The sequence below is a fragment of the Vibrio tubiashii genome (assembly GCF_028551255.1).
Lineage (GTDB): Bacteria > Pseudomonadota > Gammaproteobacteria > Enterobacterales > Vibrionaceae > Vibrio > Vibrio tubiashii_B.
On sequence record NZ_CP117029.1, the window covers coordinates 2,414,547 to 2,427,840 of the forward strand.

17 protein-coding genes are annotated in these 13,294 nt (G+C 43.8%); 10 read left to right on the top strand and 7 right to left on the bottom strand.

Annotation, left to right across the window (positions count from 1 at the left end; translation table 11 throughout):
- The first annotated feature begins 96 nt into the window (after positions 1-96).
- From LYZ37_RS11060 to LYZ37_RS11075, 4 genes are read left to right on the top strand one after another with little or no spacing between them, the layout of a single operon-like run.
- Complete coding sequence (locus LYZ37_RS11060; protein WP_272785521.1) at positions 97-963, top strand: transcriptional regulator; 867 nt, start codon at positions 97-99, stop codon at positions 961-963.
- A gap of 11 nt (positions 964-974) precedes the next feature.
- Positions 975-1,490, top strand: a complete 516-nt coding sequence (locus tag LYZ37_RS11065) for a regulatory protein ToxS (RefSeq protein WP_272785522.1) — start codon at positions 975-977, stop codon at positions 1,488-1,490.
- A 39-nt stretch (positions 1,491-1,529) separates the two neighbouring features.
- The gene (locus tag LYZ37_RS11070; protein ID WP_272787169.1) at positions 1,530-2,285 is read left to right on the top strand and encodes a sulfite exporter TauE/SafE family protein; all 756 of its coding nucleotides are present in this window, start codon (positions 1,530-1,532) and stop codon (positions 2,283-2,285) included.
- 10 nt (positions 2,286-2,295) lie between these two features.
- Positions 2,296-2,574: a SelT/SelW/SelH family protein gene (locus LYZ37_RS11075; protein WP_004748982.1), complete on the top strand. Its 279-nt coding sequence runs from the start codon at positions 2,296-2,298 to the stop codon at positions 2,572-2,574.
- A gap of 60 nt (positions 2,575-2,634) precedes the next feature.
- Here LYZ37_RS11075 and yfcE read toward each other — a convergent pair whose 3' ends face one another.
- From yfcE to LYZ37_RS11100, 5 genes are read right to left on the bottom strand one after another with little or no spacing between them, the layout of a single operon-like run.
- A complete protein-coding gene (gene yfcE, locus LYZ37_RS11080; protein WP_272785523.1) occupies positions 2,635-3,183 on the bottom strand; it encodes a phosphodiesterase in 549 nt (182 codons plus the stop codon).
- Between the two features lie 50 nt (positions 3,184-3,233).
- Complete coding sequence (locus LYZ37_RS11085; RefSeq protein WP_004748984.1) at positions 3,234-3,638, bottom strand: CBS domain-containing protein; 405 nt, start codon at positions 3,636-3,638, stop codon at positions 3,234-3,236.
- A complete protein-coding gene (locus LYZ37_RS11090) occupies positions 3,635-3,985 on the bottom strand; it encodes a P-II family nitrogen regulator (RefSeq protein ID WP_004748985.1) in 351 nt (116 codons plus the stop codon). Before LYZ37_RS11090 ends, LYZ37_RS11085 begins: the two co-directional genes overlap by 4 nt.
- The gene (locus LYZ37_RS11095; protein WP_272785524.1) at positions 3,975-4,769 is read right to left on the bottom strand and encodes a DUF1538 domain-containing protein; all 795 of its coding nucleotides are present in this window, start codon (positions 4,767-4,769) and stop codon (positions 3,975-3,977) included. The genes LYZ37_RS11090 and LYZ37_RS11095 overlap by 11 nt, the downstream gene beginning before the upstream one ends.
- Positions 4,766-5,500 (bottom strand): DUF1538 domain-containing protein, encoded by a 735-nt coding sequence (locus LYZ37_RS11100; protein WP_272785525.1) that lies wholly within the window; start codon positions 5,498-5,500, stop codon positions 4,766-4,768. The genes LYZ37_RS11095 and LYZ37_RS11100 overlap by 4 nt, the downstream gene beginning before the upstream one ends.
- A gap of 229 nt (positions 5,501-5,729) precedes the next feature.
- On the opposite strand from LYZ37_RS11100, the gene LYZ37_RS11105 reads away from it, so the two are divergent.
- The 6 genes from LYZ37_RS11105 (at position 5,730) to LYZ37_RS11130 (ending at position 10,731) form a co-directional block, all read left to right on the top strand.
- Positions 5,730-6,644 (top strand): TIGR01777 family oxidoreductase, encoded by a 915-nt coding sequence (locus LYZ37_RS11105; RefSeq protein WP_272785526.1) that lies wholly within the window; start codon positions 5,730-5,732, stop codon positions 6,642-6,644.
- Between the two features lie 46 nt (positions 6,645-6,690).
- On the top strand, positions 6,691-7,518 hold the full coding sequence (locus LYZ37_RS11110; RefSeq protein WP_272785527.1) for an SDR family oxidoreductase: 828 nt from the start codon (positions 6,691-6,693) through the stop codon (positions 7,516-7,518).
- A 330-nt stretch (positions 7,519-7,848) separates the two neighbouring features.
- Positions 7,849-8,703 carry a co-chaperone YbbN gene (locus tag LYZ37_RS11115; protein WP_272785528.1) on the top strand — a complete coding sequence of 285 codons (855 nt, stop codon included), beginning with the start codon at positions 7,849-7,851 and terminating at the stop codon, positions 8,701-8,703.
- Between the two features lie 141 nt (positions 8,704-8,844).
- Positions 8,845-9,768, top strand: a complete 924-nt coding sequence (locus tag LYZ37_RS11120) for an SPFH domain-containing protein (protein WP_004748991.1) — start codon at positions 8,845-8,847, stop codon at positions 9,766-9,768.
- Positions 9,769-9,776: 8 nt separating this feature from the next.
- On the top strand, positions 9,777-10,232 hold the full coding sequence (locus tag LYZ37_RS11125; protein WP_272785529.1) for an NfeD family protein: 456 nt from the start codon (positions 9,777-9,779) through the stop codon (positions 10,230-10,232).
- A gap of 331 nt (positions 10,233-10,563) precedes the next feature.
- Entirely contained in the window at positions 10,564-10,731 is a 168-nt protein-coding gene (locus LYZ37_RS11130) for a hypothetical protein (protein ID WP_239853765.1), read from the top strand.
- Positions 10,732-10,819: 88 nt separating this feature from the next.
- Here LYZ37_RS11130 and LYZ37_RS11135 read toward each other — a convergent pair whose 3' ends face one another.
- Positions 10,820-11,626 carry a DUF2057 domain-containing protein gene (locus LYZ37_RS11135; protein ID WP_272785530.1) on the bottom strand — a complete coding sequence of 269 codons (807 nt, stop codon included), beginning with the start codon at positions 11,624-11,626 and terminating at the stop codon, positions 10,820-10,822.
- Positions 11,627-11,762: 136 nt separating this feature from the next.
- Entirely contained in the window at positions 11,763-12,920 is a 1,158-nt protein-coding gene (locus LYZ37_RS11140) for a porin (RefSeq protein WP_272785531.1), read from the bottom strand.
- Positions 12,921-13,294: the final 374 nt, after the last annotated feature.

Below are 13,294 nucleotides of genomic sequence, written 5' to 3' on the forward strand. Positions count from 1 at the left end.
AAATCAAAAAATATAAACTGATTTCACCGAAATTGGTTGTATTGAGCGCTTTAACAACTTAACTGTCTGAAACCTCTAATATAGTGGCCGCAATTAATGAGTAACATAGGTACTAAGTTTAATCTTGATAATAGATTTACCTTTGACCCAAACACTAACTCTCTCGTCGACAAAGAGAATAACAACGAGCTAATTCGTTTAGGTAGTAACGAAAGCCGTATCCTGCTGTTGTTGTGTGAGAAGCCTAGCGAGATTGTCTCTCGTAACGATCTGCATGACTTTGTTTGGCGCAAACAAGGCTTCGAAGTTGATGACTCAAGCTTGACTCAAGCAATCTCTACGCTGCGAAAACTACTCAAAGACTCTACAAAATCACCGATGTTCGTTAAAACGGTGCCAAAACGTGGTTATCAATTGATTTGTTCTGTAGAGCGCGCAACTACACTAATGAGTGGTGAATCACTTGAGGAAGAAAACTCAGAGCTTGAAACCGTTGAGGTTACCGAGCAAATCAAAGTCGAAGAGACAGTTGAAACGCCTGTAGCACCAAAGACGGTTAGCCCTGTTAGTGAGACAGCTGAAACACAAACTCCAGCACGTAAATCAAGTTCGCTACTTTCTAAGCTGCTTGTTTTGTTGGCGATCCTGATTCCATTGTGTGTAATCTTATTCACTAATCCTGCTGAGTCTAAGTTCAGACAGTTAGGTGTCTTCGATAACACAGTTGTCAAAGCACCTATGAATCATCCAGATCTTAGCAAGTGGTATCCGTCCATTGAGCAATGTGTGAAAAAGTACAATGAAACACATGTTGAAGCACTGGCTCCAGTGGAAGTGATCGCAACAGGTGGTCAGAACAATCAACTTATCCTGAACTACATCCACTCTTTGGATAATTCAGGTGAAAACATTACTTTGCGTATCTTCGCAGAGCAGCAAGATCTCAGTAAAGTTTGCCAGTAGGAAGAACACCGATGAATCAAAAAATTGCAGCTAGCCTACTTGTTATCTCCGCTGTATTTAGCGCTTGGTTATACTGGGGCAGCGATCTTAAAGTTGAACAGGTTCTTACTTCAAACGAGTGGCAATCGAAAATGGTGACGGTTATCACCGAGCCGCTTCAAGAAGAATCTGTTGGCTCACTTCGTAAAGTCGATGTGGTATCTAACGTTAAGTACTTACCAAACAATACTTACATTCGTGTAGCGACAGTACGTTTGTACCCTTTCAATGCTAAGACAGAGAGCGTGATAAACATTTCTGAAACTGGTGAGTGGGACATTAGTGATAATTACCTATTGGTCTCTCCGACAGAGTTTAAAGATGTCTCTTCTGCGCAAAGTAAAGACTTCACCGCCGAGCAGTTAGACTTGATTACTCAGATCTTTAAGATGGATGCTCAGCAAAGCCGTCGTATCGATATCGTTAACGAAAAGACACTGCTACTGACGAGCCTAAGTCACGGCTCTACCGTTCTATTTTCTAATTAGATTCGATAAAGGGGCATGATGCCCCTTTTCTTTTTTCATATGGATTGGATAAACACCTTCGGCCTATTATTGGGCTCACTTATTGCGAACACTCTCGCCTCATTCTCTGGTGGCGGCGCAGGTTTACTGCAATTTCCACTACTGATTTTCTTCGGCCTGCCTTTCTCTATCGCTTTGGCTACCCACAAGATCGCCAGTGTCGCCCTTGGTCTCGGGGCTGCCTACACCCACATCAAACAGAAAAGCTTCAGCTACCAAGTAGCTTTGTATCTTATTAGTGTGGGAAGCATAGGGGTCATTATTGGCGCCAATATTGTCTTGCTGATTCCCGGTGACCTTGCTGAGAAACTGCTGGGTGGGATGATACTTTGCCTTGGTATCTATTCACGTTTTAAAAAGCAGCTTGGACAACAAGAACTGCCACTAAATCGCGATACCAAAGGTTGGATAATTGGTGGATTAGGCTTAATGCTCATTGGGGTGATTAACGGATCGCTGACGGCAGGCTCGGGCTTATTGGTCACATTGTTTTTAGTCCGCTGGTTCGGTTACAGCTATAAGCAGGCTGTTGCGCTCACCATGTTATGCGTCGGCCTATTCTGGAATGGCATTGGCGGCATAGCGATGGTGCAGGCTGGCGCTCCGGTTTATTGGCCTTGGTTACCTGCTCTGCTGCTAGGCTCGTTCATTGGCGGCAGCTTAGGCGCTTACCTAACCACTCGTTACAGCAATCAGTTCATCAAGATATGTTTTGAAATACTGACTTTCGCCGTTGGTATCAAGCTTTTGTTTTAAGGGAATTTTCATGGATAAAGCCATCATAGATATTTACTACTGCCGCCAATGTAATTGGATGCTACGTTCTACCTGGCTATCTCAAGAGCTGCTGCATACTTTTAGCGAAGAGATAGAGACAGTATCTCTCCACCCAGACACAGGGGGCCGCTTTGAAATTCATTGTAATGGTCAGCTTATATGGGAACGCAAACGCGACGGTGGATTCCCAGAAGCGAAAGTACTGAAGCAAAAAGTGCGCGATATCATCGACCCAGAAAGAGACTTAGGTCATTCAGATTCGAAATAGTGCGAAGTTAAATACAAAGGCAGCTCACTGAGCTGCCTTTGTTTCATTTTGGCTCAGTACTTAATTAATTAGTACCGAGACCAGTACCTCACCAGAAAACGTCACTACTTTAAGTTCATTACCTTCTAACAAGCCGTAACTGGCAGAAAATCCATTGCGCGGAAAGGTGATTGAGCCCGGGTTAAATATAAACTGCTCCCCCTCTCGCTGAGCAACAGGAATATGGGTATGCCCGTGAGCCAACACATCTCCCTGCTTTAGCGCAGGACGCTTACTGGAATTGTAGAGATGACCATGAGTTAAAAACAGTCGCTGTCCAGATTCTAATAACACCCAAGCGTAATCCATCATCATTGGGAACGAGAGCAGCATCTGATCGACTTCACTGTCACAATTACCACGCACCGCAATAATTTGGTCAGCATATTGATTGAGCAGCTCACTCACCGCTGGCGGGTTGTAACCTTCAGGGACAGGATTACGTGGGCCATGGTTTAATATGTCACCAAGTAGTACTAGCGTCTCAGCACCAGATTTTTCATATTCAGCAAGAACTTGCTGGGTTGCAGGCAAGCTGCCATGCAAGTCAGAGGCAAAAAAGAGTTTCACGACATCATCTCCTCAAAATTAATGAGGAGATTCTACGCACTCTCCGGCTATTAGTCATCATGTACCATGCCGTTAATGACGATGTTGTTGTAACTGACCATTCCGATGATTTTACCTGCTTCAATTACTGGCGCGCGGCTAATACCAAAGCGTTCGAACAAACGGGCGCAGTATTTTACATTCATATCAGGATCGACCGATAACGCGGGCTTAGTCATGATCTCATAGATGTTAGTACGATCTGGAGAACGGTTTTGCGCGAGCACTTTTTTAGCGATGTCATTCATCAATACCAATCCGTACTCATCATCTTCATTACGCTTATTGACCACCAGCGCTTTCACTTCGTGGCTACGAGCTAGCTGAATACCTTCTTTTACCGTTGTTAGGCCATCAATGACGACATAGTTGTTGGTCATTACATCCCGAACTCGAACCTTTTTGTGTGTGCTCATAACTCATCCTCTACCACTTTGGTTAACTTCTCGACTTGATGCGCGACTCCAACGGCATCTTCAATATCAATCTGAACCGCAATCCCTTGGCCTGACTCTTGGTCAAACTCTCCGACTTCGCCAATCGTCTCTAAAATATGTCGGGATAAATGTTCTTCAACCACAAACAACAAAACGTCTTTCTGTACATCTAGGGTGAGGCCAAAAAAGGTTTTCTTTTGATTCAGCCCCTCCCCTCTCGCGTTATTGATCACTGTTGCGCCTGTCGCTCCAGCCTTACGAGCGGCATCAAGCACCACGTCTGTTTTACTGTCTTCAACGAAAGCCAATAACAATTTAAAGCGCATTTTCTTCATCCTCCCGCTCAGCACCTTTGTTTAGTCGCTGAGTGATTTGTGCATACCCCATAACCGAAATCATGGGAAATAAACTAGCGAACGCTATCAGTCCAAAACCATCTATCATTGGATTGCGCCCCGGAACCGTCGAGGCCAACCCTAAACCTAACGCCGCCACTAACGGAACCGTGACCGTAGAAGTCGTCACCCCGCCAGAGTCGTAAGCAAGGGGAATAATAAGCTTTGGTGCATAAAAGGTTTGTATTACTACTACGATGTAACCGACGATAATGTAGTAATGAATGGGATCGCCAACGACAATCCGGTAGCTGCCTAAAGAAATGCCCACCGCAACGCCAATCGCCACTGCAATCCTTAATCCATTGACACTGATACTCCCACCAGAAACCTGATTGGCTTTAATCGCCACAGCTATCAGAGAGGGCTCTGCTATCGTGGTGCTAAAGCCAATGAAGAAGGCAAACAGATAAACCCAGTAGTAATCCATCCATTCGAACACGGTTCCTGCAGAAAGCTTAAACTGCTGAATAAAGCTTGGAGCGGTAAGCTGCTGCGCCATGGTTTCGCCAAGAGGAAACAGGGCCAAATCGAGGCCAAGTAAAAACAGTGATAGACCAAGAATGACGTAGAAAAAACCAAGAATCACTTTTGGCAGGTTAGTCACTGGTCGTCTGAGAACGGCAAACTGAAAACCAAAAATGATGGTAGCGATCGGCAATACATCGGTAATAGTGCCAATAAAGGTATCTAAGAAATGTGTCCAGCCAATCATGCCACCACCATTCCATAGACCATCACGAACATCATGGGTAACAGGGAGGCAAAAGCAATCAACCCAAATCCATCTATCATTGGATTACGTCCTTTAATCGCCGAAGCAAGTCCGACACCAAGCGCGGTCACTAGAGGCACAGTAATGGTTGAAGTCGTTACGCCGCCTGAATCATAAGCGACACCAATAATGCTCTGTGGTGCAAACATAGTTAGGACCACCACACCGATATAGCCACCAATGATCATATATTGGATGGGCCACCCTTTGAGAATGCGCAACACGCCGAGTAAAATCGCAATCCCGACCGACAATGCGACGGTGTAGCGCAATCCGTTTGCGTACTCCTCCATAGACTCCTCGTTGTGGAGAATCATCCCTCCTTCTGCAGCCACTTCTGCCGCTTCATCGGCAACAGCAGTTAATGCAGGCTCTGCGACAGTGGTACCAAAGCCTAAACAAAATGCAAATATGAGCAGCCAAAACACGCTCCCCTTACGAGCAAACGCTTGAGCCATGGTTTCACCGATAGGGAATAAACCCATCTCTAGGCCAAAGATAAAAAACGTTAAGCCAAAGACAACTAATACAAGACCAAGCAAAATAGACAGTAAATTGGGGAGAGGCTCTTGCAATACAACAAGCTGAAAAAAAGCGATGACAACAATAATGGGTAATAGATCCCGTAAACTTCCTAATAGCGCTTTAAACAACGCCGTCGCTGCTTCCACTGAACCTCCTTGCAAGTCAGTTAATCGCTAATCTTTTCTCTAGCATGGCAAACAATTTCGCTTTCTTATGTGATACCCGCAACGTCGATAAGGATAAACGTAACAAAATGTGAATTTTGTGATATTGCCACTAGTGATCACATTTGCTGCTAAGTAACTATAATTAGTAACAATAGTTCACTATGGTTAAGATTGGACTTGTCTGCTCTGCACAATAAGAGGATTAGGAATGAAGGTATTGCTCACTGGGGGAACTGGCTTTATCGGCCGAGAGTTGCTTAAGCATTTGACGACTCATGAAGTAGTCTTGCTTACTCGTGAGCCTAGGCATGCCAAAATGCTCCTTAGCCACACCGACAGGGGCAACGTCACTTACATTTCCTCACTGGATGATTTTCATCACCTCAACGATTTTGATGCCGTCATCAACCTCGCAGGGGAACCGATAGCCAATAAACGTTGGACCAAAAAGCAGAAACAAACCATCTGCGACAGTCGCTGGAAACTGACTGAAACCATAGTTGAGCTTATTCATGCTAGTACTACCCCACCTGAAGTTTTTATCAGTGGTTCTGCGGTAGGCTACTACGGCGATCAACAAGAGCACCCTTTTGATGAAAGCCTGCATGTAAATTGCCAGGGCTTTCCACACCACGTATGCAGTAAGTGGGAACAGATTGCAAATCGAGCCCGCTCTGAGATGACACGCGTCTGTATTTTACGCACTGGCGTGGTGCTCGCTCCACAGGGGGGAGCACTATTGAAAATGCTTCCACCTTACCGTTTGGGCTTAGGCGGACCACTGGGGCATGGTCGCCAATATATGCCTTGGATTCATATGTTGGATATGGTCCGCGGTATTATCTACTTGCTCGACACACCCCATGCTCACGGGGAATTTAATCTCTGTGCGCCGCACCCAGTGTCGAATAAGCAGTTCAGCCAAACATTGGCTAAAACACTCAAGCGTCCACACCTTCTTTTCACACCTAAATGGGTAATGTCAGTGGCGATGGGAGAAAGCTCTGTACTGCTATTTGATAGTATTAGAGCCAAACCCAAGAAGTTAACTGAACTCGGATTCCGCTTCAGTTACTCGCGCCTTGAGCCTGCACTAAAAAACTTGTTACAACACCACGAATAATCCAGTAACCTAACTCCAGTTAAAAGAATCAATGGGTTAGATCGCGATGGATAAATCGATATTAATTACGGGCTGTTCAAGCGGAATTGGCTATGTCTGTGCCCACGCTCTTCATCAGCGAGGCTATCAAGTCATTGCATCTTGTCGCCAGCAACAAGACGTTGAAAGACTGCAAGCAGAAGGGCTTACCTGCATCCAGATTGATCTCGCAGACAGCCAGAGCATTACCAAAGGGGTAGAGCAAACATTAGCACTCACCAATGGCAAGCTTGATGCTCTGTTTAATAATGGGGCTTATGGCCAACCTGGTGCGTTAGAAGACCTACCTACTGATGGTTTAAGAGAACAGTTCGAAACCAACTTTTTTGGTTGGCATCAATTGGTATGCGAACTCCTTCCAACTATGCGCAAACAGGGTTATGGTCGAATTGTCCAAAATAGTTCCGTGCTCGGCTTTGCGGCGATGAAGTATCGCGGTGCATACAATGCTTCTAAGTTTGCGATTGAAGGTTGGAGTGATACGTTAAGACTCGAACTCATGGATACCGATATCCACATAAGCCTGATAGAGCCAGGGCCAATTGAAACCGAGTTTCGCTCTAATGCCCTTATCGCCTTTAAGAAATGGATCACAGTTGAAGGCAGCGCCCATGAAAAGCAGTACCGTCAACAAATGGAAAGGCTGAACAACGACACCTCAAGCAATGCGTTTGTTTTGCCAGCAGAATCGTGCATAGCTCCCCTTGTTCATGCGCTAGAAGCAAAAAGGCCTAAGATTCGTTACCGTATTACTACGCCGACTAAGGTGTTTGCTGTCTTAAAGCGCCTACTGCCAACCCGAGCTCTAGACAAAATATTGCGACAAGCTGCATGATATTTTCTGCAACTTTGTAATTATTCCGTAACAATAAGACGTTAGATTAACACTTAGGGCAAGCCCTAATTATAAAATTCAAGCGCTACATTCGGTATAATAATATGACTTTAAACCAGTTAAACTGGCTGAGTGTGGGTGTTGCGCTAACGTTGTTTATCGTTTTATAGACACCTTCGCTTACCCTTTCGGGAGAACATTAACACCGCCACAGCAGGCGGTGTTTTTGTTTCTGCCAACAATATAATCTCAAATTCAAGCTCTTAACTTGAACTCTCCTCTCCTAGCCCATATCTTTGATCCATAGAACAAGTCGCAAGGAATTCATAGATGCAGTCTCCATTTATTGTTGAGCTATACGAACAAAACTTCCGTCAAGTGCTAGAAGGGTCAATGCAGACCCCAGTGCTAATCCACTTTTGGGCGCCAATGAGCGAAGAAAGTGCGCAAGTGATACCTGACCTGCAAATGCTAGCGCAGCAATATAACGGAGCCTTCACATTAGCTCTTTTGAACTGCGAGCAAGAACAAGCGATTGCAAGCCAGTTTGGTGTTCAAGCCTTGCCTACCATTGCCTTATTCGTAAATGGCCAGCCAGTCGATGGTCTTGGTGGTCCACAAACAGTTGCTGCTATTCAACAGATGCTAGCGAAACATCTCCCTAGCCAAGACGAACTAAACTTAAAGCAAGCACTTGAGCTCATCCAAGCAGGTCAACATGCCCAAGCTCTCCCGCTTCTAGAAGCTATCGCCGAGGAATTGAAACAAAGGGGCGATGTAAAACTTGCTCTAGCAGATTGCTATTTAGAAACACAAAATTTTGACCAAGCTAAATTGCTGCTGGAAAATATTCCTCTTGAGTACCAAGATAATTACTACAAAGGCCTGGTGGCTAAATTAGAGCTTCATGCGCAAGCAGCAAACAGCCCTGAGATTCAGTCTTTAGAAGAAGCGTTGGCACAGAACCCAAGTGACCTAAAACTGGCTAACGAACTGGCGCTTAACTACCACCAAGTCAATCGCGACGAAGAAGCATTAGAGATTCTATGGAATGCTTTACGTACAGATTTGAACGCGCTAGATGGCGAAATGAAAAAGTCATTTATGGATATACTCGCCGCGCTTGGGCAAGGTAACCCGATCGCGGGTAAATACCGCCGTCAACTTTACTCCATCCTTTATTAGTTCATTCTAAATCATAGACTTAAAGTCGGCACTGTCCGGCTTTAATTTTGCCCAAATTTCGCAAAAGTTCTCACTTCTGCCATTGTCACAAGCGGCTCTATAGGCAACAATCAATAGACTATTCTCATAAGGAACTCAGATATGGCTATTGATTCATTGATTACTATCGGCGTGTTTCTCGTTGTTGTCATTGCGCTGATTATCGCCGGCGTAAAAACCGTCCCTCAGGGCAACAACTGGACCGTTGAGCGATTTGGTCGCTATACCCATACCTTAAAGCCAGGCTTAAACATCATCATTCCATTTATTGATGGTATTGGTCATAAAATCAATATGATGGAAAGAGTGCTCGATATTCCTGCTCAGGAAGTTATTTCTAAAGACAACGCGAATGTCACCATCGATGCGGTCTGCTTTGTTCAAGTGATTGATGCAGCCCAAGCGGCTTATGAGGTTAACGACTTAGAGCACGCGATTCGTAACTTAACATTGACGAACATTCGTACCGTTCTGGGCTCCATGGAGCTAGATGAAATGCTCAGTCAGCGCGATATGATCAATACCAAACTGCTCTCTATTGTTGATGAAGCGACCAACCCTTGGGGCGTAAAAGTCACGCGTATCGAAATCAAAGATGTTCAGCCACCGTCAGATCTTACCGCTGCAATGAACGCTCAAATGAAAGCGGAACGAAACAAGCGCGCAGAAGTACTCGAAGCGGAAGGTATCCGCCAGGCAGAGATTTTACGAGCAGAAGGCCACAAGCAATCCGAGATTCTTAAAGCGGAAGGTGATAAACAAGCGGCTATTCTTCAAGCCGAGGCTCGGGAGCGTGCGGCTGAAGCGGAAGCGCGCGCAACCACTATGGTATCAGAAGCGATCGCTAAAGGTGATATGCAAGCCGTTAATTACTTTATTGCTCAAGGCTATACCGACGCACTCAAGTCAATCGGCCAAGCTGAGAATGGCAAGATCATCATGCTTCCACTTGAAGCGTCTGGCCTAATGGGCTCTGTCGCGGGTATCGCCGAAATGTTTAAGCAGTCGAAAGAGTCAACTAAGTAGAGGCTAATGTGTTTGAATTACTAGATAGTATCAATCATTGGCATTGGCTAGCCTTCGGGCTAGCTTTACTTGCCATCGAGCTGCTCGGCACCGCAGGTTATTTTTTATGGCTTGGGCTATCAGCCTTAATCGTGGGTATTTTGCTCACATTTATTCCTATGAGTTGGCAGCTACAGTGGGTCGCCTTTGCCACATTTGCTTTGGTAACCACTTGGTTGTGGTGGCGCAGACAATTTAAATCAGATAGACAATCCGACGCCAACCGTGAACTTAATCAGAAAAGTAAGCAGTTAGTTGGTCAAATCATTCGCCTCAATGAAGATTTTCCAGCCGGGAAAGGACGCTTAAAGGTGGGTGACACCACATGGAGTGCTCAGGCAGAAAGCGCGATTAGTGCAGGTCAACAGGTTGAAATTACCAAAGTGAGCGGAATTATTTTAACCATAAAACCACGAGATAATTAGACTAATCACTTCAATTGACGCACTTTATTCGTTTTTAATTAAAATAAAATCGGTAACTAGTTAAATAAACTCTATTTTTTTAAGTTTAATTCGAGAAATAAAGTATTTAACTAGTTATCAAAACATACAAATACATTTATCAGAACTATTAAGCCCTAAAAAATAATAACCAGAGCTTTCATACATTTAAAAATAGCTCCCTCTTTCCCCTTCCAACTTAATAAACTTTAAAAAATTTGATTTCTTGCAATTATTTTTGATCCTTCGTGGTCTATTGCCATACTAGTCAATATCTCTGACTAGGAGATTTTAAGACACAAGGAGAAATGTTATGAGAAAACTAGCTTCAATATTTGTCGGTTTATTGTTTAGCGCTGCTGTTTTGGCAGGTAACGGAAGTGGTCAAACAGGACCAAATGTAGAGTGTGAATTAAAAGATGGAAAGGTTCGGTACATCCCTATCATGATTTGCAAAGCCGAAGGTGGGAAGGTCTTATAGACCAATCTTCATCCCATTAAAATAGAATACTCACGCTTCACCTAAATATAAAAAGGAACCATATTGGCTCCTTTTTATATCAGTTAATCTATTTATTGATCAGTTCAACCAATATCGTTTTCTTTTCAGATTCATTGGCCTTGTTAAACCAATAAGAGAACATTTGCTCAGCCTGATCGGCGGTGTCTAGTTTAGCCGCTGCGTTTTTACGATTGGAAACCGCCCAATTAGTTACGCTTTCCTGCTGCTTGTCGTCAAGCTGTTCAAACCAATACATTGCCATCTCTTGTGACTTAGACTTCTCAGTTGAGTCTTGGGCAATTGCAGTTGTTGCAACAACTGGCGCTACGATAGTCGCTGCACTAGGCGCTGGCTTATTATCTACACTATTTCTAATTGCTTTGATGTAGCCTGCGGCGACGTCAAAGAAGACTTTATTTTGATCAGATGAAGCTAAAGCAAATCTCAACCCTTGCAGCTCACCCTTAGATAAAGACTCTTCTGAGACATCAAACCTAAATAACTGCCTTTGTGTACAAATATCACTGCATGTTTCAGCTGTAGGAGCTAAAGACTTCAGAGGAATTTTCTTACCGTCAATTTCAACATATTTGTATTCACTGTAATTCTTAAAATACTTTACTTCCATGACGATAAACGAGCTAGGAACTGCTGACTGACCATGAGGTGCGACATAGTTCAATGCTAAGTTGGATTGCGTAAGCTGCGCACCTTTACTAACTTCCACATCAGGCAAAAAGCTCTTGCCCTCTACCAAATAATAGTTTTGTTTAGTTTCAACTTGGGCTACAACATCAGTAAAGCTACTGTCTGAATCCAGTGTGGTGCAACCAACCATCAATGCGACTAAAGACGCGATTACGCATTTTTTCATATTAATTCCCTATTTGAAAACTTCTTTTTATATTACAAACATTTAACTAATTTCGACAGAGAGTAACTCCACATATTAGAGACTAAAACGCTGGCCTCAGGGGCCAGCGTAAAAACAGTAGGGTTCTGGTACTCTATTAGAAGCCGTACTCTAGACCTACACGAACAACAAAGATTTCTGAGTTAACGCCTTTGTCATCCTTAAGGTCACGTTGTGCGACACGTACGTACGGTACAAAACCGTTGTGAACGTACATTAGCTGACCAGAAATGATGCTATCTTCATCATTCTGTTTAACTCCAGCTTTTTCAGACTCCATGTTAGCTGCATAGCCTAGCTTGAAGCCCCATGGACCATTCCAGTACTGACCAATAACAGAGTAAGAAGCTTGCTCAGATTTAACGCCAGTTGTATCTTTAGACTCACCTGCTTTGTATGCTGCGGCCAAGCCGAAACCTGCTGGAAGTGAAGCTTCAAAGCCTAAGATATAACCAAACGTATCAGCATTAACTTGAGCTGCCGCTGCTGTGCTTTGGTAAACATCACCAGGATTAAAGGTCGCTTTATTTACATCTGTACAAGTCTTACCTGGCGCAACCGTACACACTTCATACGCTGCAGCAACACTGTCTGAAATCTTACGATCGTCTTCAGTTTCTACACCAGCATGAATCGTAAAGCTATCGCCCAGTTTGTAGTGAGCATTCGCACCGTAGAAGTAATTATCTTTAACGCTAGATTCACCACGACCCGCCGCAAGAGCAAAACTGAAGCCATTGTAATCTTTTGAGTCAAAACGAGCCATATCACCGTGACGATCGCGGTTGTACTTAACTGTTGATCCCCAGTCAAAGGCGGCACCTAGACCTGGGTTAGAGTATGGCCAGTCGATGATTTCGTACATTGGTGTTAGCATACGACCAAAGCGAACTTTACCCCAATCACCTTGAAGACCAAGGAACGTATCACGGTTGCCTAATGTAGCACCATCACCGTTTTCACCCACGTAACCAGATTCGATCTGCATAAATACGTTAAGGTCATCAAACATGTCTTTGCTAGCACGGAAACCAATACGAGATTCGTTTTCGTAGTCGTAACCAGTACTCTTATCAGTTACAACGCCAGTGCTCATATTTGTTTCATCAGTGTCGTAGTTAACTACCGAAATAGCTGCTACACCGTACGCTTCTACTTGGAAGTCACTGTTAACACCAACTTGCTTAGCCATTACACCAGTTGACGCTACTGCCACTGCTGCACCTAAAAGTGTACGTTTAAACATTTTGTCCATGGAAAAACTCCTAAAAATGGATATAGCTGTCTTTTCATTTTTCTCACCTTAAGTTGGCCGCCGAAGGGAGAAATCATTTCCTATGTGAAAACCTTGGATTAATCATTAATTCTTAGTTTTCTATTTCCTGCATACACACCGTGTATCCATGTGTCTCAGACTAACTTCGCGACAAAAAACATCAACCAGAACTTAATTTTCATGTAAAAAAATATGACCCGCTACAAATTTTTATAATTCCAGTGATCCAGATCGACAATCACTCCCACCACAAGTTCCAAAAATATTTAAGCAATAAAAAACAAATACTTAAAGATAAAAAATTTCTAAATCACATTGAAGTGCGTCGCATAATTTTATTTAAGATTCACATA

Bases quoted from the DNA above. Each gene is read 5' to 3' on its own strand.
- LYZ37_RS11130 (WP_239853765.1), top strand. From the start codon at position 10,564: ATGAGAAAACTAGCTTCAATATTTGTCGGTTTATTGTTTAGCGCTGCT.
- LYZ37_RS11110 (WP_272785527.1), top strand. From the start codon at position 6,691: ATGGATAAATCGATATTAATTACGGGCTGTTCAAGCGGAATTGGCTAT.
- LYZ37_RS11115 (WP_272785528.1), top strand. From the start codon at position 7,849: ATGCAGTCTCCATTTATTGTTGAGCTATACGAACAAAACTTCCGTCAA.
- LYZ37_RS11120 (WP_004748991.1), top strand. From the start codon at position 8,845: ATGGCTATTGATTCATTGATTACTATCGGCGTGTTTCTCGTTGTTGTC.
- LYZ37_RS11070 (WP_272787169.1), top strand. From the start codon at position 1,530: ATGGATTGGATAAACACCTTCGGCCTATTATTGGGCTCACTTATTGCG.
- LYZ37_RS11075 (WP_004748982.1), top strand. From the start codon at position 2,296: ATGGATAAAGCCATCATAGATATTTACTACTGCCGCCAATGTAATTGG.
- LYZ37_RS11135 (WP_272785530.1), bottom strand. From the start codon at position 11,626: ATGAAAAAATGCGTAATCGCGTCTTTAGTCGCATTGATGGTTGGTTGC.
- LYZ37_RS11090 (WP_004748985.1), bottom strand. From the start codon at position 3,985: ATGCGCTTTAAATTGTTATTGGCTTTCGTTGAAGACAGTAAAACAGAC.
- LYZ37_RS11095 (WP_272785524.1), bottom strand. From the start codon at position 4,769: ATGATTGGCTGGACACATTTCTTAGATACCTTTATTGGCACTATTACC.
- LYZ37_RS11105 (WP_272785526.1), top strand. From the start codon at position 5,730: ATGAAGGTATTGCTCACTGGGGGAACTGGCTTTATCGGCCGAGAGTTG.
- LYZ37_RS11140 (WP_272785531.1), bottom strand. From the start codon at position 12,920: ATGGACAAAATGTTTAAACGTACACTTTTAGGTGCAGCAGTGGCAGTA.
- LYZ37_RS11085 (WP_004748984.1), bottom strand. From the start codon at position 3,638: ATGAGCACACACAAAAAGGTTCGAGTTCGGGATGTAATGACCAACAAC.
- LYZ37_RS11060 (WP_272785521.1), top strand. From the start codon at position 97: ATGAGTAACATAGGTACTAAGTTTAATCTTGATAATAGATTTACCTTT.
- LYZ37_RS11065 (WP_272785522.1), top strand. From the start codon at position 975: ATGAATCAAAAAATTGCAGCTAGCCTACTTGTTATCTCCGCTGTATTT.